The sequence below is a fragment of the Citrobacter sp. Cpo100 genome, assembly GCF_030332595.1.
Lineage (GTDB): Bacteria > Pseudomonadota > Gammaproteobacteria > Enterobacterales > Enterobacteriaceae > Citrobacter > Citrobacter portucalensis.
In genome coordinates this window covers 238,140-258,736 of sequence record NZ_JAOWHM010000035.1, presented here as the reverse complement: position 1 = coordinate 258,736, position 20,597 = coordinate 238,140, and the positions used below count along the sequence as shown (strand labels likewise).

General features: G+C 52.3%; 21 protein-coding genes, 1 other RNA gene and 1 pseudogene. 13 read left to right on the top strand and 10 right to left on the bottom strand.

Annotated elements, in window-relative coordinates:
• Positions 1-28 precede the first annotated feature (28 nt).
• A complete protein-coding gene (locus OGX96_RS13705) occupies positions 29-1,084 on the bottom strand; it encodes a PLP-dependent cysteine synthase family protein (RefSeq protein ID WP_286583315.1) in 1,056 nt (351 codons plus the stop codon).
• 116 nt (positions 1,085-1,200) lie between these two features.
• Between OGX96_RS13705 and OGX96_RS13700 the strand changes: the two genes are divergently transcribed.
• From OGX96_RS13700 to amtB, 5 genes are all read left to right on the top strand, one after another.
• On the top strand, positions 1,201-1,659 hold the full coding sequence (locus tag OGX96_RS13700) for an Lrp/AsnC family transcriptional regulator (protein WP_286583311.1): 459 nt from the start codon (positions 1,201-1,203) through the stop codon (positions 1,657-1,659).
• 44 nt (positions 1,660-1,703) lie between these two features.
• On the top strand, positions 1,704-3,476 hold the full coding sequence (locus OGX96_RS13695) for a SmdA family multidrug ABC transporter permease/ATP-binding protein (protein ID WP_286583308.1): 1,773 nt from the start codon (positions 1,704-1,706) through the stop codon (positions 3,474-3,476).
• A complete protein-coding gene (locus OGX96_RS13690; RefSeq protein ID WP_008783952.1) occupies positions 3,469-5,247 on the top strand; it encodes a SmdB family multidrug efflux ABC transporter permease/ATP-binding protein in 1,779 nt (592 codons plus the stop codon). The genes OGX96_RS13695 and OGX96_RS13690 overlap by 8 nt, the downstream gene beginning before the upstream one ends.
• Before the next feature lie 248 nt (positions 5,248-5,495).
• The gene (glnK, locus tag OGX96_RS13685) at positions 5,496-5,834 is read left to right on the top strand and encodes a P-II family nitrogen regulator (RefSeq protein WP_003021657.1); all 339 of its coding nucleotides are present in this window, start codon (positions 5,496-5,498) and stop codon (positions 5,832-5,834) included.
• Positions 5,835-5,865: 31 nt separating this feature from the next.
• On the top strand, positions 5,866-7,152 hold the full coding sequence (amtB, locus tag OGX96_RS13680) for an ammonium transporter AmtB (protein ID WP_008783954.1): 1,287 nt from the start codon (positions 5,866-5,868) through the stop codon (positions 7,150-7,152).
• A 50-nt stretch (positions 7,153-7,202) separates the two neighbouring features.
• Here amtB and tesB read toward each other — a convergent pair whose 3' ends face one another.
• Complete coding sequence (tesB, locus tag OGX96_RS13675; RefSeq protein ID WP_003831027.1) at positions 7,203-8,063, bottom strand: acyl-CoA thioesterase II; 861 nt, start codon at positions 8,061-8,063, stop codon at positions 7,203-7,205.
• A 212-nt stretch (positions 8,064-8,275) separates the two neighbouring features.
• On the opposite strand from tesB, the gene OGX96_RS13670 reads away from it, so the two are divergent.
• Positions 8,276-8,845 (top strand): YbaY family lipoprotein, encoded by a 570-nt coding sequence (locus tag OGX96_RS13670; protein ID WP_103284814.1) that lies wholly within the window; start codon positions 8,276-8,278, stop codon positions 8,843-8,845.
• Positions 8,846-8,876: 31 nt separating this feature from the next.
• Here the strand turns inward: OGX96_RS13670 and OGX96_RS13665 are convergent.
• Positions 8,877-9,266: pseudogene (locus tag OGX96_RS13665) on the bottom strand (MGMT family protein).
• Between the two features lie 84 nt (positions 9,267-9,350).
• Between OGX96_RS13665 and ffs the strand changes: the two are divergent.
• From ffs to OGX96_RS13650, 3 genes are all read left to right on the top strand, one after another.
• Positions 9,351-9,447: signal recognition particle sRNA small type (gene ffs / locus OGX96_RS13660), an RNA gene on the top strand.
• A 198-nt stretch (positions 9,448-9,645) separates the two neighbouring features.
• Positions 9,646-9,897 (top strand): hypothetical protein, encoded by a 252-nt coding sequence (locus OGX96_RS13655; RefSeq protein ID WP_003831029.1) that lies wholly within the window; start codon positions 9,646-9,648, stop codon positions 9,895-9,897.
• Entirely contained in the window at positions 9,894-10,112 is a 219-nt protein-coding gene (locus OGX96_RS13650) for a hypothetical protein (protein WP_008783956.1), read from the top strand. Before OGX96_RS13655 ends, OGX96_RS13650 begins: the two co-directional genes overlap by 4 nt.
• Positions 10,113-10,171: 59 nt before the next feature.
• Here the strand turns inward: OGX96_RS13650 and yczR are convergent, their stop codons facing one another.
• Positions 10,172-11,599 carry a MocR-like transcription factor YczR gene (yczR, locus tag OGX96_RS13645; protein ID WP_153686892.1) on the bottom strand — a complete coding sequence of 476 codons (1,428 nt, stop codon included), beginning with the start codon at positions 11,597-11,599 and terminating at the stop codon, positions 10,172-10,174.
• A gap of 87 nt (positions 11,600-11,686) precedes the next feature.
• Between yczR and yczE the strand changes: the two genes are divergently transcribed.
• Both yczE and OGX96_RS13635 read left to right on the top strand, forming a co-directional pair.
• Positions 11,687-12,316 carry a membrane protein YczE gene (gene yczE, locus OGX96_RS13640; protein ID WP_048214785.1) on the top strand — a complete coding sequence of 210 codons (630 nt, stop codon included), beginning with the start codon at positions 11,687-11,689 and terminating at the stop codon, positions 12,314-12,316.
• A gap of 64 nt (positions 12,317-12,380) precedes the next feature.
• A complete protein-coding gene (locus OGX96_RS13635; protein ID WP_008783959.1) occupies positions 12,381-12,734 on the top strand; it encodes a DUF1428 domain-containing protein in 354 nt (117 codons plus the stop codon).
• A 51-nt stretch (positions 12,735-12,785) separates the two neighbouring features.
• On the opposite strand, the gene pdeB is transcribed toward OGX96_RS13635, so the two are convergent.
• The gene (pdeB, locus tag OGX96_RS13630) at positions 12,786-14,339 is read right to left on the bottom strand and encodes a cyclic di-3',5'-guanosine monophosphate phosphodiesterase PdeB (RefSeq protein WP_048214784.1); all 1,554 of its coding nucleotides are present in this window, start codon (positions 14,337-14,339) and stop codon (positions 12,786-12,788) included.
• A gap of 188 nt (positions 14,340-14,527) precedes the next feature.
• Here pdeB and OGX96_RS13625 point away from each other — a divergent pair, with 188 nt between their 5' ends.
• Positions 14,528-14,788, top strand: a complete 261-nt coding sequence (locus OGX96_RS13625) for a type B 50S ribosomal protein L31 (protein ID WP_008783961.1) — start codon at positions 14,528-14,530, stop codon at positions 14,786-14,788.
• Position 14,789: 1 nt separating this feature from the next.
• Complete coding sequence (gene ykgO, locus OGX96_RS13620; RefSeq protein WP_005125190.1) at positions 14,790-14,930, top strand: type B 50S ribosomal protein L36; 141 nt, start codon at positions 14,790-14,792, stop codon at positions 14,928-14,930.
• Positions 14,931-15,007: 77 nt separating this feature from the next.
• Here the strand turns inward: ykgO and OGX96_RS13615 are convergent, their stop codons facing one another.
• The 5 genes from OGX96_RS13615 to acrB all read right to left on the bottom strand — a co-directional run bounded on the left by OGX96_RS13615 (position 15,008) and on the right by acrB (position 20,586).
• On the bottom strand, positions 15,008-15,478 hold the full coding sequence (locus tag OGX96_RS13615) for a YlaC family protein (protein ID WP_020996574.1): 471 nt from the start codon (positions 15,476-15,478) through the stop codon (positions 15,008-15,010).
• 116 nt (positions 15,479-15,594) lie between these two features.
• Entirely contained in the window at positions 15,595-16,146 is a 552-nt protein-coding gene (gene maa / locus OGX96_RS13610; RefSeq protein ID WP_286583303.1) for a maltose O-acetyltransferase, read from the bottom strand.
• Between the two features lie 181 nt (positions 16,147-16,327).
• Positions 16,328-16,546 (bottom strand): hemolysin expression-modulating protein Hha, encoded by a 219-nt coding sequence (hha, locus tag OGX96_RS13605; protein ID WP_002892050.1) that lies wholly within the window; start codon positions 16,544-16,546, stop codon positions 16,328-16,330.
• Between the two features lie 27 nt (positions 16,547-16,573).
• Positions 16,574-16,948, bottom strand: coding sequence for an Hha toxicity modulator TomB (tomB, locus tag OGX96_RS13600; protein WP_003021733.1), 375 nt, complete (start codon positions 16,946-16,948; stop codon positions 16,574-16,576).
• A 488-nt stretch (positions 16,949-17,436) separates the two neighbouring features.
• The gene (acrB, locus tag OGX96_RS13595) at positions 17,437-20,586 is read right to left on the bottom strand and encodes an efflux RND transporter permease AcrB (RefSeq protein WP_008783964.1); all 3,150 of its coding nucleotides are present in this window, start codon (positions 20,584-20,586) and stop codon (positions 17,437-17,439) included.
• Positions 20,587-20,597: the final 11 nt, after the last annotated feature.

Sequence of the window (20,597 nt, the reverse complement as noted above, 5' to 3'; positions counted from 1 at the left end):
ACTTCGCGTCTGGCTTTTTTTTATCCCATTAATGGGTGTTCAGTAGTTGGGCAAGCTCCGCTTTCCACGGCGTTAAATCACCGATGTGCGCGTCGACCCACTGTGGGTTGTAGTAGGTTTCCAGATAGCGTTCGCCGCTGTCACACAACAGTGTCACCAGCGAACCGGTAACGCCTGCATCGCGCATACGGGCGGCAAGTTGTAGCGTTCCCCACATGTTTGTGCCGGTAGAGGCGCCGACCTTGCGGCCCAACTGCGTTTCCAGCCAGTGTGCGGTGGCCACGCTTGCGGCATCCGGCACGCGCAGCATTTCATCGACCACGTCAGGAATGAAAGACGGTTCGACACGCGGGCGGCCAATGCCTTCAATTTTACTTCCTACCGGACTGCGTAACGTGTCATCGCGATCCTGCCAGAAGGGCAGAAAGACCGAGTTTTCCGGGTCTACCACCATCAGTTGAGTATCGTAGCCCTGACAGCGAATATAGCGGCCAATGGTTGCTGAGGTGCCACCGGTTCCGGCGCTCATCACAATATGGCGGGGAACGGGGTTGGGCTCGCACTGCATCTGACGAAAGATGCTGTCGGCGATATTATTATTGCCGCGCCAGTCGGTGGCGCGCTCAGCGTAAGTGAACTGGTCCATGTAATGACCGTTCAGCTCACGCGCCAGTTGCTCAGAGGCTGCATAGATTTCGCAGGCGCTTTCCACGAAATGACAGCGACCGCCGTAAAATTCAATCTGTTCAACTTTACGTTTTGCCGTACAGGAAGGCATGACGGCAATAAATGGCAACCCTAACAGTCGAGCGAAATAAGCCTCAGAGACCGCCGTTGAACCGGACGATGATTCAATGATGGTGGTGCCTTCTTTGATCCAGCCATTGCACAATCCGTACAGAAACAGTGAGCGCGCCAGACGATGCTTCAGACTCCCGGTCGGATGCGTGCTCTCATCTTTTAAATAGAGCTGAATGCCCGGGAACGCCGGTAGCGACAGGCGAATGAGATGCGTATCCGCAGAACGCTGATAATCCGCGTTGATTTCATTGATGGCGTTTTTAACCCAGGAGCTATTCATCATTAATAGATATCCATTTGTCATTTTGTGCCCAGAATAGCGAAAAGCACGGAAAAAATTGTTGCCATTTAGCCTTTAAAATAGAATGTAAGGAGAAAATTCTTCTCTGTGGAGTGGATATGTTAGACAAAATTGACCGCAAGCTACTCGGCTTACTGCAACAGGACTGCACCCTTTCTTTGCAGGCATTAGCAGATGCCGTTAATCTGACTACCACCCCCTGCTGGAAACGTCTCAAACGACTTGAGGATGACGGTATCCTGCTGGGCAGAGTCGCCCTGTTGGATTCAGAAAAACTGGGGCTGGGACTCACCGCGTTTGTGCTGATCAAAACTCAGCATCACAGCAGCGAATGGTATTGCCGCTTTGTCACTGAAGTGACCGGAATGCCCGAGGTTCTGGGGTTCTGGCGTATGGCAGGGGAGTATGACTACCTGATGCGAGTGCAGGTTGCTGATATGAAAAGCTATGATGAATTCTATAAGCGCCTGGTGAACAGCGTACCGGGCCTGTCTGACGTCACCTCCAGCTTTGCCATGGAACAGATTAAATACACAACTGCTCTACCTATTGAATAATTCTCCCGGCGCTTATTGCCGGAAATCTTGTCAGGATATAACGCGTGCGATTATTTGCTCAATTAAGCTGGTACTTCCGCCGGGAGTGGCGTCGCTACCTCGGGGCAGTGGCCTTGCTTATCATCATCGCTATCCTTCAGCTTATTCCGCCGAAAGTGGTCGGGATCATTGTGGATGGCGTGACGACTCAACGCTTCACCACCGAGCGGCTGCTGATGTGGGTGGGGACAATTGCCCTGATTGCCGTGGTGGTTTATTTGCTGCGTTATGTCTGGCGCGTGCTGCTGTTTGGCGCATCCTACCAACTGGCGGTTGAACTGCGGGAAGATTATTACCGTCAGTTGAGTCGCCAGAATCCAGAATTTTATCTGCGGCACCGTACGGGCGATCTGATGGCACGGGCAACCAACGATGTCGATCGCGTCGTATTTGCCGCCGGAGAAGGGGTGCTGACGCTGGTGGATTCGCTGGTAATGGGGTGTGCGGTGCTGATCGTGATGTCAACGCAGATAAGCTGGCAACTGACGCTCATTGCGCTGCTGCCGATGCCGGTGATGGCGTTGATGATCAAACGTTACGGCGATCGACTCCATAACCGTTTTAAGCTGGCGCAGGCGGCGTTTTCCAGTCTCAACGATCGTACTCAGGAAAGCCTGACTAGTATTCGTATGATCAAGGCCTTTGGGCTGGAGGATCGGCAGTCGGCATTATTTGCCGCTGATGCTGAAGATACCGGTAAGAAAAACCTGCGTGTGGCGCGCATTGACGCCCGCTTTGATCCTACGATTTATATCGCCATTGGTATGGCTAACCTGCTGGCGATTGCCGGGGGAAGCTGGATGGTGGTTCACGGCTCGCTGACGCTCGGGCAGCTCACCAGCTTTATGATGTATCTCGGTCTGATGATTTGGCCGATGCTGGCGCTGGCCTGGATGTTTAACATCGTCGAACGCGGCAGCGCCGCGTATAGCCGAATTCGCGCCATGCTGGCAGAAGCGCCGGTAGTGGATGACGGTACTGAACCGGTGCCGGAAGGACGCGGCGAGCTGGCGGTGGCGATTCGCGAATTTTGTTACCCTCAAACCACCCACCCGGCGCTGGAAAATGTGAATTTCCAGCTCAAACCTGGACAGATGCTGGGCATCTGTGGTCCGACCGGCGCGGGAAAAAGTACGGTACTGTCGCTGATCCAGCGTCATTTTGATATCACCCAGGGCGATGTGCGCTTTCATGATATCCCATTAACGCGCTTACAGCTGGATAGCTGGCGCAGCCGACTGGCGGTTGTCAGCCAGACGCCATTCCTGTTTTCCGATACCGTCGGTAATAACATCGCCTTAGGACGCCCGCAGGCCACGCAGGAAGAGATCGAGCATGTGGCGCGCCTTGCCAGCGTTCATGAGGATATTTTACGTCTTCCTCAGGGCTACAACACCGAAGTGGGCGAACGCGGGGTGATGCTGTCTGGCGGGCAAAAACAGCGTATTTCTATCGCTCGAGCGTTATTGCTGAACGCTGAAATTCTGATTCTGGATGATGCGCTGTCGGCGGTGGATGGTCGTACCGAACATCAGATCCTACATAACCTGCGCCAGTGGGGCGAAGGCAGAACCGTGATTATCAGCGCACACCGTTTATCGGCTCTGACGGAAGCCAGCGAGATTATCGTGATGCAGCATGGGCATATTGCTCAGCGCGGTGAGCATGAATCTTTAGTGCAACAGCCCGGTTGGTATCGCGACATGTACCGCTATCAGCAACTTGAAGCGGCGCTGTCTGATGCACCAGAGATAAACGAGGAGGCGGCTAATGCGTAGTTTCGGGCAATTATGGCCAACTCTGAAAAGACTGCTGGCGTATGGTTCCCCATGGCGAAAACAGCTGGCGATTGCGGTAGTTATGCTGTGGGTGGCGGCTGCGGCGGAAGTCAGCGGTCCGCTGCTGATTAGCTATTTTATCGATAACATGGTGGCGAAGAACAATCTGCCATTGGCGATGGTTGCCGGGCTGGTTGCGGCCTATGTCGGTCTGCAACTGCTGGCGGCAGGTCTGCATTACGCCCAGTCATTGCTGTTTAACCAGGCGGCGGTTGGCGTAGTACAACAGTTACGCACCGACGTAATGGATGCTGCGCTGCGCCAGCCGCTCAGCGCTTTTGATACTCAGCCCGTCGGGCAGCTTATCTCCCGCGTGACCAATGATACTGAAGTTATTCGCGACCTGTACGTGACGGTGGTCGCAACGGTCCTGCGCAGTGCGGCCTTAATCGGCGCGATGCTGGTGGCAATGTTCAGCCTGGAATGGCGCATGGCGCTGGTGGCAATGGCCATTTTTCCGGCCGTGCTGGTGGTGATGGTTATTTACCAACGCTACAGCACCCCGATTGTGCGTCGGGTGCGCGCTTATCTGGCGGATATTAACGATGGCTTTAACGAAGTCATAAACGGCATGAGCGTTATCCAGCAGTTCCGCCAGCAGGCAAGGTTTGGCGAGAGAATGGGCGAGGCCAGCCGCTCGCACTATATGGCGCGTATGCAAACCCTGCGACTGGATGGTTTTTTGCTGCGTCCGCTGCTGAGCCTGTTCTCGGCGCTGATCCTCTGCGGTTTGCTGATGCTGTTCAGTTTTACCTCTGGCACCTCCATCGAGGTTGGTGTGCTGTACGCGTTCATCAGCTACCTCGGCCGTTTGAACGAACCGCTGATCGAGCTGACCACCCAGCAATCAATGCTGCAGCAGGCGGTTGTCGCTGGTGAGCGAGTGTTCGAACTGATGGACGGGCCTCGTCAGCGCTATGGTGAAGACGATCGCCCGCTCAAAAGCGGAGACATTGAGGTGGATAACGTTTCATTTGCCTATCGCGACGACAATCTGGTGCTGCAAAACATCAGTCTGTCCGTGCCTTCGCGCAGCTTTGTGGCTTTGGTCGGACACACAGGCAGCGGCAAAAGCACGCTGGCCAGCCTGCTGATGGGATATTACCCGCTGACGCAGGGGGAAATCCGCCTTGACGGACGTCCGTTGTCTTCTCTGAGCCACGGTGCGTTACGTCAGGGCATCGCGATGGTGCAGCAGGATCCGGTGGTGATGGCGGATACCTTCCTGGCAAACGTCACGCTGGGTCGCGATATCTCAGAAGAGCGGGTCTGGCAGGCGCTGGAGACCGTGCAACTGGCAGAACTGGCTCGGGGTTTGAGCGAGGGGATTCATACCCGGCTGGGCGAGCAGGGCAATAATCTCTCCGTTGGGCAGAAACAGCTGCTGGCGCTGGCGCGGGTATTGGTTGAAACGCCGCAGGTGCTGATTCTCGATGAAGCCACGGCCAGTATTGATTCCGGTACTGAACAGGCCATTCAGCACGCCCTGGCGGCGGTCCGTGAACACACTACGCTGGTAGTGATTGCGCATCGGTTATCGACGATTGTCGATGCGGATACCATTCTGGTGCTGCATCGCGGTCAGGCGGTTGAGCGTGGTACGCACCAGCAATTACTGGCGGCGCAAGGCCGTTACTGGCAGATGTATCAGCTGCAACTGGCGGGGGAAGAGTTAGCCGCCAGCACACAAGAGGATTCTGTTATCGCCTGACGGCGCAGTGCTTATCCGGCCACGCGGTATCGTAGGCCGGGTAAGGCGTTTACGCCGCCATCCGGCAATCAACAATCTGGTGCAAAAATGTAACGCACTATGCACCGTTATAGTGCGTTTTTTCTTTTTCTCTCCCGATAGTACCCGGCGAACCTGAATCATTCCGCGTTTTTCATTCCTGGCACACCCCTTGCAATATTCCTCTCGTGTATCTGCAGCCACTACTGAATTCTGACTGGAGGGGATCTATGAAGCTGGTTACCGTGGTAATCAAACCGTTCAAACTGGAAGACGTCCGTGAAGCACTGTCGTCTATTGGTATTCAGGGGCTGACCGTCACCGAAGTGAAGGGGTTTGGCCGACAGAAAGGTCATGCTGAGCTGTACCGTGGGGCTGAATATAGCGTCAATTTTCTGCCAAAGGTGAAGATTGATGTGGCGATTGCCGACGACCAACTGGATGGCGTGATTGATGTCATCAGTAAGGCGGCATACACCGGAAAAATTGGCGACGGCAAAATCTTCGTCGCCGAGCTGCAACGTGTGATTCGTATTCGTACCGGCGAAGCCGACGAAGCCGCACTGTAACTTCTGGCACACAGTGATAGGAAACCAAAAAATGAAGATAGCAACGATGAAAACGGGTATTGCTTCACTGGCACTACTGCCGGGACTGGCGATGGCGGCACCGGCGGTTGCGGATAAAGCAGATAACGCTTTTATGATGATCTGTACCGCGCTGGTGCTGTTTATGACTATCCCTGGCATTGCGTTGTTCTACGGCGGTTTGATTCGCGGTAAGAACGTGCTGTCGATGCTGACTCAGGTGACGGTGACATTCGCTCTGGTTTGTATTCTATGGGTGGTTTATGGCTACTCACTGGCCTTTGGCGAAGGGAATAATTTCTTCGGCAACTTCAACTGGGTATTGCTGAAGAACATCGCGCTGACGGCGGTCACGGGGAGCTTCTACCAGTACATTCACGTTGCTTTTCAGGGATCTTTTGCCTGCATCACCGTTGGGCTGATTGTCGGGGCGTTGGCTGAGCGTATTCGTTTCTCTGCGGTGCTGATTTTTGTGGTGGTGTGGTTAACGCTGTCGTACATCCCCATTGCACATATGGTTTGGGGCGGCGGATTGCTGGCTTCTCACGGCGCACTGGATTTTGCGGGCGGGACGGTCGTGCACATCAACGCAGCGATTGCCGGTCTGGTTGGCGCGTATCTGATTGGCAAACGCGTCGGTTTTGGCAAAGAAGCCTTTAAACCGCATAACCTGCCGATGGTCTTCACCGGTACCGCTATTCTCTACATTGGTTGGTTTGGCTTTAACGCCGGTTCAGCGGGAACGGCGAATGAAATTGCCGCACTGGCCTTCGTCAATACCGTGGTCGCCACCGCCGCCGCCATCCTCGGATGGATCTTCGGTGAATGGGCGCTGCGTGGCAAACCGTCTCTGCTGGGCGCCTGTTCTGGCGCTATTGCGGGTCTGGTGGGCGTAACACCTGCATGTGGTTACATCGGTGTCGGTGGGGCGCTGATTATCGGTGTGGTTGCGGGGTTGGCTGGCCTGTGGGGCGTAACCATGCTGAAGCGTTTTCTGCGCGTGGACGATCCGTGTGATGTGTTTGGCGTGCACGGCGTGTGCGGTATTGTTGGCTGCATCCTGACCGGGGTTTTCGCTGCCAGCTCACTGGGCGGCGTGGGCTTTGCTGAGGGCGTGACCATGGGGCATCAGCTGCTGGTGCAACTGGAAAGCGTGGCGATCACCATCGTCTGGTCCGGCGTGGTGGCATTCATTGGCTATAAGCTGGCGGATATGACGGTGGGTCTGCGCGTACCGGAAGAGCAGGAACGCGAAGGTCTGGATGTGAACAGTCACGGCGAGAACGCTTACAACGCTTGATGTTTCAATCTGCCGGATGGCAACGCTTTTGCGCCACCATCCGGTAATTCTCAATTGCGATTACGCATTACCCCTTCCTGCACGGTTGAGGCTACCAGCACGCCGTCCTGCGTATAAAACTCCCCGCGTACAAAACCTCTGGCACCGGAGGCAGAAGTACTCTCGACGTTATACAACAGCCACTCATTAATATTGAACGGACGGTGGAACCACATTGAATGGTCAATGGTGGCGATCTGAATCCCTTTTTCCAGAAAACCAATCCCGTACGGTTGCAGCGCTACAGGCAGGAAGTTCAGGTCTGAGGCATAACCCAGCAGATATTGATGGACGCGCAGATCGTCCTGCAGCTCGCCGTTTGCACGGATCCATACCTGGCGCGCCGGAGGTGCGACGTGACCTTTTAAGGGGTTATGAAATTCAACCGGGCGCACTTCCAACGGACGATCGTTGATAAATTTTTCTTTCAACAGCGGCGGCAGCAAATGCGCCACTGACCGGGCAATTTCTGTTTCTGATTTCAGCTCATCGGGACCCGGCGCATCCGGCATGGTTTTCTGATGTTCAAATCCGTCTTCCGGTGCCTGGAAAGAGGCGGTCATGTAAAAAATGGGTTTACCATTCTGAATTGCGGCAACGCGGCGCGCGCTGAAGCTGTTACCATCACGCAAGACTTCTACATCATAGATGATGGGTTTTTGGCTATCGCCGGGGCGTAAAAAGTAGCTGTGGAAGGAGTGCACCAGACGCTCTTCCGGTACGGTTTCTTTGGCGGCATACAGCGCCTGACCGACAACCTGTCCCCCAAAAACCTGACGTAACCCTAAGTCTTCACTTTGGCCCCGAAAGAGTCCTTCTTCAATTTTTTCCAGATTTAACAATGTCAGCAAATTTTTCAGCGCCAGACTCATACGTGCTCTCCAGGTTATATCGATCTCGCAGCGAGGTAGGCAGAGTATAACGCAATTTTGAAAGTGGTCCGATGGGTGCAATTGTCTGAATTAAAGGCCTATTACAGGCAAAAACAGCTGTCTTGTGCCACACTTAGTCACGTTATGTTTTTGTTAACCACTCTTCTGGCGAGGAAAGTTCTCGCTGGTGCATAGATGATAAGGAGAATTTAATGAAACTCGTGCACATGGTAAGTGGTTTAGCGGTTGCGGTCGCTCTGGCGGCCTGTGCTGATAAAAGTGCAGATATTCAGACACCTGCGCCAAGCCCTAATACGTCAATTGCTGACACACAGTCTAAAATTCAACAGCCAAATGTTTCTGGTACGGTATGGATCCGCCAGAAAGTGGCCTTGCCACCCGATGCGGTGCTGACCGTCACGCTGTCAGATGCGTCGCTGGCCGATGCACCGTCAAAAGTGCTATCGCAAAAAGCGGTCCGTACTGAAGGTAAGCAGGCGCCATTCAGCTTTGTATTACCATTTAACCCGGCAGATATTCAGCCTAACGCCCGTATTCTGCTGAGTGCGGCAATTACGGTTAATGACAAACTGGTCTTTATTACTGATACCGTTCAGACTGTCATTAATCAGGGTGGTACGAAAGCTGACCTGACGCTGGTCCCTGTACAGCAAACAGCAGTACCGATTCAGGCAAGCGGTGGGGCAGCCACCACGGTGCCATCAACGTCACCAACCCAGGTGAATCCTTCTTCTGCCGTTCCTGCTCCCACGCAGTACTAAGGCAGTCGTAACCCTCTCCGCCTGGAGAGGGTTAGTACACCCAGCGATAGCGCTGTAAATCGATCTGCCCGCTTCCTGAAACCACTATTCCCTCTGCCAGCAACGCCTGACGCTGCCGTTGTAAGTCGGGGCCGGTCAGCGAAATGGCACCATGACGATTAACCACCCGATGCCAGGGCAAAGTGCTGCCTTCGGGGAGACGCTTAAGCACGCCGCCGACCTGGCGCGCAGCGCGCGGCGAACCGGCAAGCCTGGCAACATCGCCATACGTGGTGACGAAACCTTCGGGGATTGACGCGACGATTTGCCAGACGCGTTGGGGGAAAGTGTCTTGTATATCCATTATTTATTCCTGCGCTAATCCTCCAGCATAATGCCGAATGGCGAGGGAGTGAAGCCGCATTGCACAAGAAAACAGCATCCGATGCTGGATGGGTTGCAATTACAGGGTGCAGCAGTGATAATGCGCCTGCGCGTTGGTTAACAACGCTCTCAATGGGGGCTCTGTTGGTTCTCCCGCAACACTACTCTGTTTACCAGGTCAGGTCCGGAAGGAAGCAGCCAAGGCAGATGACGTGTGTGCCGGGATGTAGCTGGCAGGGCCCCCACCCTATTCTGCCGTCCGGCAATTTCCCTTCTTCTTATCTTCTTTTCTTTGTCATCGTATTGTCATTTTATTGTCATCAAATGCTGTCAATGTGTTTCGGGGATGTTATTTGTTGCTTTTGCCGCCGCCATCGCGCTGTAACGACAGGGTCTTACATCCGGTGTGTTTTGGCTGACCACAAGGATTTTCTACGATGTCGACCGCTGTATTGAATGTCAAAATTGATGAGGCGCTAAAAGAAAAGCTTCGCCATTACGCTGAAGTGCATAACGAAAATTTAAGTGTTGCGACGGAAAAACTGCTGCTGATTGCGTTTACCGCCGTTGAAGAGGCGGGAGTCTCCGCTGAGGATATCGATAGCCAGCATACGGAAGAGTCCGTAGTTGAAGCACTGACTCCTAAAGAAATCAAAGCATTGCGCAGACTACTGAAGAAGAAAAAATGAAACAACAACCGCTCTCAACCGCCAGTAATTACGGCGAAGCTTGTGATTTACTACGCTCCGGTTATGTGAAACATGTCCGCCTGAGCTGGAATGTCGGCAGCGATGAGTTCTTCCGTATTGCCTCCGACTGGTGTGATGCTGGGGCAAAAATTAAGAAAGACGGTGAAAATTTCGTGATTTCACTGAAGGGTTTTCCGGTTCCCCCTCAGCGGTAATATCACCGGGACTCTTTCATCCATCCCGGCTTATAAGGGCGAGTCCTTTGACTCGTCGCTTAGATTATTTTGCGTACTTTCCCGCTGCTGGCCTGCAAACGCAGGTTATCCCAAATGGGTTGTAACACCCTGAAGGCGGCACGCGCTGTGTCATCCGGCAACGTGAAAGGCATACGCAAAAAACGATCGAATGCGCCATCAAGCCCAAACCGCGTACCGGTTCCTAATTGAATGCCTACGCTTTCGGCGCGCGTAGCGAATAGCGTTGCCAGCGTATCGGGCAGTTCAACCCAAAAAGAGAGTCCTCCCTGTGGTGGGGTAAACTGCCACTCTGGGAAATGTGCGTTCATCAGGCTCGAGCACAGATCGCGCTGCGATGTGAGTAGCCGTCTTCTGTCAGGAAGAAAGTCGGCGGCGTTATCCAGCAGCCAGCTGGTGGCGAGTTGTTCAAGCACGGGGGAGCCTAAATCGAAGGTGTCGCGGGTTTGTACCAGCGCCGCAATGGTTCGCGCCGACGCCCGGATCCAGCCCAGACGTAATCCCCCCCAAAAGCTTTTCCCGGCCGAACCCAATAGAATGATCGGCGCGTCGCGATTGAATGCGGCAAGCGGCGGCGGCGGCGGGGCGTCATACCACAGGTTCACCATCGTCTCATCGACCACCAGGGTAGTGCGGGTTCGTTCGGCAATATCCGCCACGACCTGGCGAGTTGCAGCGTCCATGCAACGCCCGGTCGGATTGTGAAAGTCCGGCATCAGGTAGGCCATTCTCGGTGCGGTTTGCGCGATGGTTGCGACCAGACCCGCGGTATCCCAACCGTGCTCGGGTAGCGACACGCCGACGGGGCGACAGGATGCGCCTTGAATCGCGGCAATCGCCAGCGGATAAGTGGGGTGATCAACCACTACGCGATCGCCGGGGCCGGTGAGCAAACGCAGGATCAGCGCCAGGCCGCTGACTGCACCATTCACGACCATGATTTCATCGGGCTGCGTCGGGAGCCCGCGATCGCAATAATGCTGAGCGATGGACTCACGCAATACCGACAGCCCCTGCGGCAAATACCCGGAGCTCAGCAAATGCTGTGGCATAGCAAACAGCGCCTGCTGGTAAGCCTGATGAATTTCGGGACCGGCACTTAGTGCCGCCGTGGACAAATCAAGCGCTGTGCCGGTGCTGGTCCGGGTTGGCACATGGCGAATATGTTCCGGCAGGATCACCCGTGAGCCGCTACCATGACGGCTTTCCAGATATCCCTCTTCACGCAGTTGCGCCATAGCGCTGGCGACGGTAGTTCGACTTACTTGCAGGACGACGGCGAGCTCGCGTTCACCCGGTAAGCGGCTATCCAGCGCCAGCCGACCATCGAGAATAAGCAGACGTAACGCTTCTGCCAGCTGTCGCCAGATGGGCGTTCGCGAGGGGCTTTCCTGCCAGTGTCCGAGCAGGCGTTGCAAAGACTGACTTCCATAACGGCGAGATGACATAGCAGTCCACTTTTTGAAAACTGGACATTAATCATAGTGCCAATTGCGGTGAAGATGAAAGTTATCCGAGAGTGAGAGGGGAAAAGCATGCTGCGTCGTTTACTTCAGCTGTTTATCGGGCTGACGCTGTACGGTGTGTCGACGGCGATGTTTGTCCGTGCTGATTTAGGGGCCGATCCGTGGAACGTGTTTCACCTGGGTGTAGCCAATTTATTGTCAATGAATATCGGCGTGGTGATTATTGCCGTGGGCGTGTTGGTGTTGCTGGCGTGGATACCGCTGCGCCAGCGACCAGGCTTTGGCACGCTGAGCAACGTGATTATGATCGGGCTGGCGGCAGATGCCGCGCTGCTGGTGATTCCTGGATTTGAATCCCTGCTGGCGCGCAGTGGGCTGCTGGTGTCAGCGGTAATATTGAATGCGTTAGCAACCAGCCTGTACATTGGCGCAGGTTTTGGCGCCGGTCCGCGTGATGGTCTGATGACCGGTATCCACGCGCGTACCGGCTGGCCAGTACGACGAATTCGAACCGCAATCGAAGTGTCGGTGCTGCTTATCGGTTGGCTGCTGGGGGGAACCGTGGGGGTTGGTACGGTGCTGTATGCCTTGGCTATCGGACCGTTGATTCAGCTTTGCCTGCCGTGGTTTCGGCATCAGCCGCAGTCACGTACGCGTATCAGGAATGCACCTGGGGCGCGATCGCCTACTGGCGACTAAACTTAACCTCGACTGACGCGGCCGGAATCGGCTTGCCGCGCAGTACACTTCGGAGGTTTTTCTCATGAAGTATGTTGATGGCTTTGTGGTTGCCGTACCCGCTGAAAACAAGGAGGCGTACATTGCGATGGCGGCAAAAGCAGCTCCGCTTTTCAAGGAGTTCGGTGCATTGCGCGTAGTGGAGTGCTGGGCAGATGATGTCCCCGACGGCAAACTGACCGATTTTCGCATGGCTGTGAAAGCACAGGAGCATGAAGAAGTGGTATTCAGCTGGATTGAATACCCTTCCAAAGAGGTCCGCGATGCGGCGAATCAGAAGATGATGTCCGATCCCCGTATGAAGGAGTTCGGTGAATCTATGCCATTTGATGGCAAGCGAATGATCTACGGTGGATTTGCGCCCATTATGGAAGAGTGATGTGACTGGCTGTGCGGCGTGCCGCCAGCCATCTCAACATCAACAGCAATGTTAAAGCCGTTTTTCTGCCCACAGAATAAATTCCGCCTTCGGCAGCGCTTTGCTGTAAAGCCAGCCCTGACCGTACTGGACGCCGTGCTGGCGTAGCCAGGCTTCCTGATTCTCGGTTTCGATACCTTCCGCCACCATCTCCAGCTTCAACGTTTTCGCTATCTCGATAATATGTGGCGTCACGTTGTTGTATTCCAGTGCATCAACGAACGATTTGTCTATCTTCAGGATATCGACATCCAGATCCTGTAAATAGCTCAGGCTGGAATAGCCGGTGCCAAAATCATCGATATAGATCGAGTGGCCTGCCTGACGGTATTTAGCAATAAACGGCGCGCTGTTTTTCGGGTCGGCAAACTCGCGTTCGGTTAGTTCCAGCGCGATTTGCGTAGGCTTAAGTTGCCAGTGGTTCACTTTCTGACTTAACAGAGCAGGAAGCGTTTCGGAGGCCAGATCGGCTGACTCAAGATTGATGGATATATGCTGCTCCGGATGCTGACGCAGCCATTTGCCTAAATCTTCAAATACGCTTTCAATAATCAATCGTGTGAGAGGCTCTGTCAGCCCGGTCTCTTGCGCCAGCGCGACGAAAATTTCTGGCGACAGATAGCTTCCGTCAGCCTGTTGCCAGCGAGCCAGTGCTTCAGCCCCGACGACTTTTCCCGTTTTGAGCGAGATAATTGGTTGGTAGTAGACCTTGATATCCCGATGCTGGATAGCGTCCTGTAACTGGTGATGGGGCGACTGTAAGCGGCGCAAAATGCGCAAAACAAAGGCGGCGGTGAGCAAGCCGATAAGGATGCCTGCCGGAAGCCAGATCAGCGCCTGTCGGTGCCAGGTTTTTTGTAACGGCAGGGTAGATGCCCAGGTTACGATCGTGATACCCAGTTCCGGGAAGGGGCGAGCGTTAAAAATATTGCCATCCTTCTGAAAATGGGTAATCGAGCTCTCTTGTTTTACATGCTGTAAAACGTCCGATGGCAGGTTGGCGCTACTGGCAACGACTATGTTGCGCACGGTTCCAATGATAGTGACTTCAATCGGCCATGAGCCAAACGGGATGACGTCAATAAAAGAACCCGGATCGACCATCACAACATAATTTTCACTCCCTAATGCCGCCATAAAACGCTTGATACCTAAATCGTTTTGCGTAGTAAGCCATGCGCGATATCCATCAGGCGTGACTTTCATCGCTGATGGAAACGCGGCGGCCTTACTTCTTTTTTCCAGGGATGAACATTGTGGAACGTTATCTTTGAGGTACAGCACTTCCTGAATATAGCGATAGCTATAGGACAAACGACGCATTTCCAGCAAATGCTCGTCACTGCAAGGCACTCCCTGAAAAGCTTCAATATTGCGTAATGCTTTTTTCGCCTGCTCGCCTACGCGTTCCGTACGTAATGCGACTCGAGTTGAGAACATGTCGAGTTCATCGATAAATTTCGTTTCGACCTGACGATGTGCCAGCCACAGGCTTAAACCTACAGGCGCGAGGATGGAAAGGAACAGTACCCCAGTCACCAGGCTTATCAAATGTCGTGTTGTCACAGTGATATCCTTATTTACACAGCGTAGGGAAAGTATATCCGAAACCCCAAAAAGCTATTCGATTGGCATCATATATTTACGGCCATTTATCATCCCGTTTGACTCCCTGTAGCGTAAATCAGGTTGTGGTTTATACAAGAGTGGTGTATTTTGATGGTTATGTTATAACGTATCAAATCGAGGTTGCCATGAAACCGGATATTCATCCTTTTTACCGTACCGTAGTGTTTCACGATACCAGTGCCAATGAATTCTTTAAGGTCGGTTCGACCATCAAGACTGAGCGTGAAATTGAGTTTGAGGGGAAAATGTACCCGTACGTGACCCTCGATATCTCTTCTAAATCACATCCGTACTATACCGGGAAACAAAAAACCTTTGATAATGAAGGTAGTGCAGCACGTTTCCAAAAACGTTTTGGTCATTTTATTGGCGTTAAGCGGGGTTAAAATGCAGGTACTCAATTCACTTCGCAGCGCAAAACAGCGCCATCCTGACTGCCAGATAGTAAAACGCAAAGGGCGTTTGTACGTTATCTGCAAAACGAATCCGCGCTTTAAAGCAGTACAGGGGCGTAAAAAAAGACGTTAGTTTCTTTGCCAGCATTTCAGGGATTAAAGTGCGTTACCTTCGCAGGAACGCACTTTTTTATCTGTGCTGAGATGCCGTTACTGGCTGGTCTGGGCGCGGGTAAGCGTAAAAACATCGTAAAACGAGAGTTCGCCTTTGCGCGATATCATCTTTTGCAGCTGTGCTTTATGTTCGCTATCCACGGACGGTGAGTGCAGGATAGTATCGATGAGAGAGGAGGGGACAAAGCGAGTGTTGTACCATTCTCCGTTATAGCAAACTCTAAAATCCAGAACGTCGATATCTTCAAAGCGGTATCGTGGCGCAACGTCGAAAAAGAAAAAGCCGTTGAGTACAACGAACAGTACCACCAGCAGCCATACCGAATCGACTAACGTTTCTGACTGTAGCATCACCGCCAACGTGGCAAACCACGCAACATACATGCCGATAAACAGCCCTGGGTGTTTGCGAATAAAGCTGATGCTAAAGCGCGGTTTGTTGTCGCGCTTCTCGCGAATATTTAAGTCGTCGATTGTTTCAGTAAGCAGGCGCTGTATTTCTGTCATCTCTTGCCTTCGTGATATCTGCAAAATTCAGGAGGGATCGCCCTATTTTAAAAGGGGATACCCTTTGATGAAAGTAACAGATTAACCGCAATTTAGCATAACAGTTACATTTAAGATCACAGCGTTTTGATGATCTTTGCGGGATTGCCCCCAACCACGGTGTTTGCCGGAACGCTTTTAGTGACCACTGCGCCTGATGCCACAACCACGTTATCGCCCAGCGTGACGCCGGGATTGATCACTGCACGGCCACCTATCCAGACATTATTGCCGATAGTCACGGGCTTTCCGAACTCCAGGCCACTGTTGCGCTCGGTAGCATCCAGCGGATGGGTCGCGGTATAGATATGAACGCCTGGTGCCAGCATGCAGTTGTCGCCAATATGAATTGGACAGACGTCGAGCATAACGCAGTCGAAGTTGGCGTAAAAGTCTTTACCAAGATAGATGTTATAACCGTAATCACAACGGAAAGAGGGTTCAATATAGGCTCCCTCACTCTGACCTAACAGATCGTGCAGGATTGCCTGACGCTCATTTTTTTCATCGGGAGCGGTGAGATTGTAGCGATGGATCAACTGACGAGCGCGTAGTCGGTCACTGCGCAGCATTTCATCTGCCGGGCGATAGTATTCGCCGGCGATCATTTTTTGCTTTTCATTACGCATTACGAATTCCCTGTGTACTGAAGGTTATTTCAGCACAGTAAAACGTAATGCAAACAAGGGGAACGTTCCCGCTTCTTTGCTGTGATCATAGTCACGCGATTTGAATTAAATAACCATTGTAAATACGAAAATGGTCAGCCAGACAACGGTACCGCTATACCTGACTTAACCTTGAGTGCAATTAGCGAATGAATTTCCAAACAGAAGTTGGAATCTTGTCGTAAAGCTTATTCATGGTCAATTCAGCAAGGCGATGATCTGCTGCTGAGTAAAATACAGCCAGTTCGTTGTCGGACAATTCATATTTATTTTTTTCAATAACGCGCTCTAGCGTATCAATTGTCTGGCAACGTCGCAGGCGCATCAAATAATCTGTTTTAGTTAATGGTTTATCGGACATAACTCTTACCTATGATTGTAATAATTTTTAACAAGACAAACTAACAGGATTAGCCCTGGTGGCATTGACAAAACAGCGAAACAGTCGATTACCTGACTTCCGCCATTTCTGCAGATCCTGCGTATTAATACCATAACTGCTGAACAACATAAAAGTGTCATCCAGGTATTCATCTATCTGCGCGATCAGCTTATTGTCCTCATTGTACTTAATTTTATAATTAAGTGCGAAGGTTGCAATATGCTCTATCAGTTCATTGAGCTGCAAGCTGGTTGCAGAGGTAGGGTCATTAACCCAGCCATGGTTACTTTGTTCAAGGTTTGCAAGACAGTCATGATACAGAGTTTCGCAGAGAAATTTAAGCTGCGCGATATCATGTCTTTTGGGTGAGTATTCATCCATAACGCATCCCCTTCTTAGTGGCTTAAACTAACCGAACACCTTTCGGGATGGATACAACAACTACCTGGAACTTGCCCGCGACTCCTGATGATTTAACTATAATCTACTCTAAAAAAGATTTCATCGTCATATCACGAAAAATTACAATTATGTAAAATTATGATGCTAAGTCATTTTTACATTTTAACAGATAAATGCCGCTATTCGAAATGGGACAATTTCTTTATTCTTCGGGCAATCATCGGGTTATCTTGTTTAGGTTTAGCAACGAAAGGCAACAACCGACAATGTGAACCAGTGGATAGGATTAATCTTAATATTTATTAAAGTAAATAAGAACTCTCGCTGTTTTTTTAAGAATAGCCTTTAAGGCTGCAAGGATTATATCGCTTATTTATCCGATAGAAAATAAACGGAATGGCAATAAGTGATTTTTATGATTTTTCCAGAAAAAAGGCCGCTTGCGCGGCCTTATCTTTAGAGACGTATCAATGATGCTCTACTGAGTGGCTATGCTCAATATCTTCATTTTTGCGGCTAAAGCGGCGGCGTACCACCACAAAGAACACCGGAACAAAGAAGATCGCCAACACGGTTGCCGTCACCATCCCGCCCATTACGCCAGTACCAACGGCGTTCTGTGCACCGGAACCTGCGCCGGAGCTGATGACCAGCGGCATTACGCCCAGAATAAAGGCCAGTGACGTCATCAGGATTGGACGTAAACGCATGCGTACTGCGTCCAGCGTCGCCTCTATCAGACCTTTACCTTCTTTATCCATCAAGTCTTTGGCGAATTCGACGATAAGTATCGCGTTCTTCGCCGACAACCCAATGGTTGTGAGCAGGCCTACCTGGAAGTAAACGTCGTTGGTCAAGCCGCGGAACGTTGCTGCCAGCAATGCACCGATAACACCCAGCGGTACAACCAGCATTACGGAGAACGGAATTGACCAGCTCTCGTACAGCGCTGCCAGACACAAGAACACGACGATCAGTGAAATGGCATACAGGGCAGGGGCCTGGTTGCCGGACAGTCGTTCCTGGTAGGACATACCGGTCCAGTCATAACCGATACCGGATGGCAGTTTGCTGGCCAGTTGCTCCATCATGGCCATGGCTTCACCGGTACTTTTACCCGGAGCGGCCTGGCCTAAGATTTCCATGGACGGCAGACCGTTATAGCGTTCCAGACGCGGTGAACCGTATTCCCAACGTGAGGTAGAGAAGGCGGAGAACGGTACCATCTGTCCATCGCTGCCGCGGACGTACCAGTTTCCAATATCTTCCGGCAACATACGGTATTTCGCTTCAGACATGACGTAAACTTTCTTCACACGACCACGGTCGATGAAGTCATTCACGTAGCTTCCGCCCCATGCTGCACCCAGCGTTGTATTAATATCACTAATGGAAACGCCCAGAGCCTGCGCTTTTTCCTGATCGATATCGATCTTGAACTGCGGCGTATCTTCCAGACCGTTAGGACGAACACCGACCAACAGATCAGGATGCTTCGCGACTTCACCAAACAGTTGGTTACGCGCCTGAGTCAGCTTCTCATGGCCCAGACCTGCCTGGTCAATCAACTGGAAGTCAAAACCGGTTGCGGTCCCTAACTCCACAATCGCTGGCAGGTTAAAGGCAAAGACCATCGCGTCTTTGATCTGCGAGAATGCGCCCATTGCACGTTGAGTAATCGCTTCAACTTTGTTCTCTTTACCTGGACGTTCACTCCAGTCTTTCAAAGAGACGAATGCGATACCGGTGTTCTGACCACGACCTGCAAAACCGAAGCCGTTAACGGCAAACACCGATTCAACGTTCGCTTTTTCTTTGGTCAGATAGTAATCCGTCATTTCGTCCAGCACCTTCTGGGTACGCTCTTGCGTTGCACCCGCTGGCAGCTGAGCCATAGACAGGAATACCCCCTGATCTTCATCTGGCAGGAACGAACTTGGCAGACGAACGAACAGATAGGCCATGCCCACAACGATGATCAGATACAGCGCCAGATAACGACCGGTGCTGCGCAGAATACCGCCTACGCTATCGGTGTAATGGTGCGTACTCTTATCGAACATGCGGTTAAACCAGCCGAAGAAGCCTTTTTTGCCTTCTCCGTGATCGCCTTTAGCAATCGGTTTGAGCATGGTCGCACACAGGGCAGGGGTCAGAATCAATGCCACCAGTACAGACAACGCCATCGCGGAAACAATGGTGATGGAGAACTGACGGTAAATTGCACCGGTAGAACCCCCGAAGAACGCCATTGGGATAAATACCGCTGACAGTACCATCGCGATACCCACCAGTGCGCCCTGAATCTGGCCCATTGATTTACGCGTTGCTTCCTTCGGCGGTAGTCCTTCCTCAGCCATTACACGTTCAACGTTCTCGACCACAACGATGGCGTCATCCACCAGCAGGCCGATGGCGAGCACCATCCCGAACATCGTCAGGGTGTTTATCGAGAAGCCGAAAATCGCAAGGACGGCAAACGTACCCAAGAGCACCACCGGCACGGCGATAGTCGGAATCAGCGTCGCGCGGAAGTTCTGCAGGAACAGATACATTACCAGGAACACGAGGATGATTGCTTCCGCCAGCGTTTTCACTACTTCGTGAATAGATATTTTCACGAACGGCGTGGTGTCATACGGGTAAACGATCTTCAGACCTGACGGGAAGAACGGTTCCATCTTCTTCAGTTCATCGCGGATAGCGTTTGCTGTATCCAGGGCGTTAGCACCTGTCGCCAGCTTGATACCCAGACCGGATGCCGGTTTACCGTTGAACTTCGCAATGATGTCGTAGTTCTCACCGCCCAGTTCCACTTTCGCCACGTCACGCAGACGAACCTGGGAACCATCCTGATTCACTTTCAGCAGAATTTTGCTGAACTCATCAGCGGAGGTCAGACGGGTTTGCGCGATGATTGACGCGTTAAGCTGCTGGCCTTTCACCGGTGGTGTACCACCTAACTGACCGGCTGCAACCTGGGCGTTCTGCGCTTTGATGGCGCTGATTACATCAACCGGCGTCAGCTGGAAGTTGTTCAGTTTGTTCGGATCCATCCAGATACGCATCGCGTACTGAGAACCGAACAGCTGAACATCACCCACACCTGAAGTACGGCTGATGGCATCCTTCATGTTGGCGCCAACGTAGTCGGAAATATCCTCCTGCGTCATGGTGCCGTTGGTGTTGATAACACCGACAACCATCAGGAAGCTGCTGGAAGACTTCTCAACGCTAACCCCTTGTTGCTGTACTTCCTGAGGCAGCAACGGCATGGCCAGCTGCAGTTTGTTCTGCACCTGTACCTGCGCGATATCCGCATCAGTACCAGACTGGAAGGTTAGGGTGATCTGCACGGTACCCGTGGAGTCACTGTTAGAGGACATGTACATCAGGTTATCGATACCGTTCATGTTCTGTTCGATAACCTGCGTAACAGTATCCTGTACTGTTTTGGCATCAGCGCCAGGGTAGGTCGCGGAGATCGTCACTGCTGGCGGTGCAATAGTCGGATATTGCGCTACCGGCAATTTGAGGATCGCGAGCCCCCCTGCCAACATGATGATAATGGCGATCACCCACGCAAATATTGGGCGATCGATAAAGAAATTAGGCATGTCTTAACGGC

Bases quoted from the DNA above. Each gene is read 5' to 3' on its own strand.
- OGX96_RS13700 (WP_286583311.1), top strand. From the start codon at position 1,201: ATGTTAGACAAAATTGACCGCAAGCTACTCGGCTTACTGCAACAGGAC.
- tesB (WP_003831027.1), bottom strand. From the start codon at position 8,063: ATGAGTCTGGCGCTGAAAAATTTGCTGACATTGTTAAATCTGGAAAAA.
- ykgO (WP_005125190.1), top strand. From the start codon at position 14,790: ATGCAGGTACTCAATTCACTTCGCAGCGCAAAACAGCGCCATCCTGAC.
- OGX96_RS13670 (WP_103284814.1), top strand. From the start codon at position 8,276: ATGAAACTCGTGCACATGGTAAGTGGTTTAGCGGTTGCGGTCGCTCTG.
- tomB (WP_003021733.1), bottom strand. From the start codon at position 16,948: ATGGATGAATACTCACCCAAAAGACATGATATCGCGCAGCTTAAATTT.
- hha (WP_002892050.1), bottom strand. From the start codon at position 16,546: ATGTCCGATAAACCATTAACTAAAACAGATTATTTGATGCGCCTGCGA.
- OGX96_RS13655 (WP_003831029.1), top strand. From the start codon at position 9,646: ATGTCGACCGCTGTATTGAATGTCAAAATTGATGAGGCGCTAAAAGAA.
- OGX96_RS13615 (WP_020996574.1), bottom strand. From the start codon at position 15,478: ATGACAGAAATACAGCGCCTGCTTACTGAAACAATCGACGACTTAAAT.
- OGX96_RS13705 (WP_286583315.1), bottom strand. From the start codon at position 1,084: ATGATGAATAGCTCCTGGGTTAAAAACGCCATCAATGAAATCAACGCG.
- amtB (WP_008783954.1), top strand. From the start codon at position 5,866: ATGAAGATAGCAACGATGAAAACGGGTATTGCTTCACTGGCACTACTG.
- OGX96_RS13635 (WP_008783959.1), top strand. From the start codon at position 12,381: ATGAAGTATGTTGATGGCTTTGTGGTTGCCGTACCCGCTGAAAACAAG.
- OGX96_RS13690 (WP_008783952.1), top strand. From the start codon at position 3,469: ATGCGTAGTTTCGGGCAATTATGGCCAACTCTGAAAAGACTGCTGGCG.
- yczR (WP_153686892.1), bottom strand. From the start codon at position 11,599: ATGTCATCTCGCCGTTATGGAAGTCAGTCTTTGCAACGCCTGCTCGGA.
- glnK (WP_003021657.1), top strand. From the start codon at position 5,496: ATGAAGCTGGTTACCGTGGTAATCAAACCGTTCAAACTGGAAGACGTC.
- OGX96_RS13625 (WP_008783961.1), top strand. From the start codon at position 14,528: ATGAAACCGGATATTCATCCTTTTTACCGTACCGTAGTGTTTCACGAT.
- maa (WP_286583303.1), bottom strand. From the start codon at position 16,146: ATGCGTAATGAAAAGCAAAAAATGATCGCCGGCGAATACTATCGCCCG.
- yczE (WP_048214785.1), top strand. From the start codon at position 11,687: ATGCTGCGTCGTTTACTTCAGCTGTTTATCGGGCTGACGCTGTACGGT.
- OGX96_RS13650 (WP_008783956.1), top strand. From the start codon at position 9,894: ATGAAACAACAACCGCTCTCAACCGCCAGTAATTACGGCGAAGCTTGT.
- acrB (WP_008783964.1), bottom strand. From the start codon at position 20,586: ATGCCTAATTTCTTTATCGATCGCCCAATATTTGCGTGGGTGATCGCC.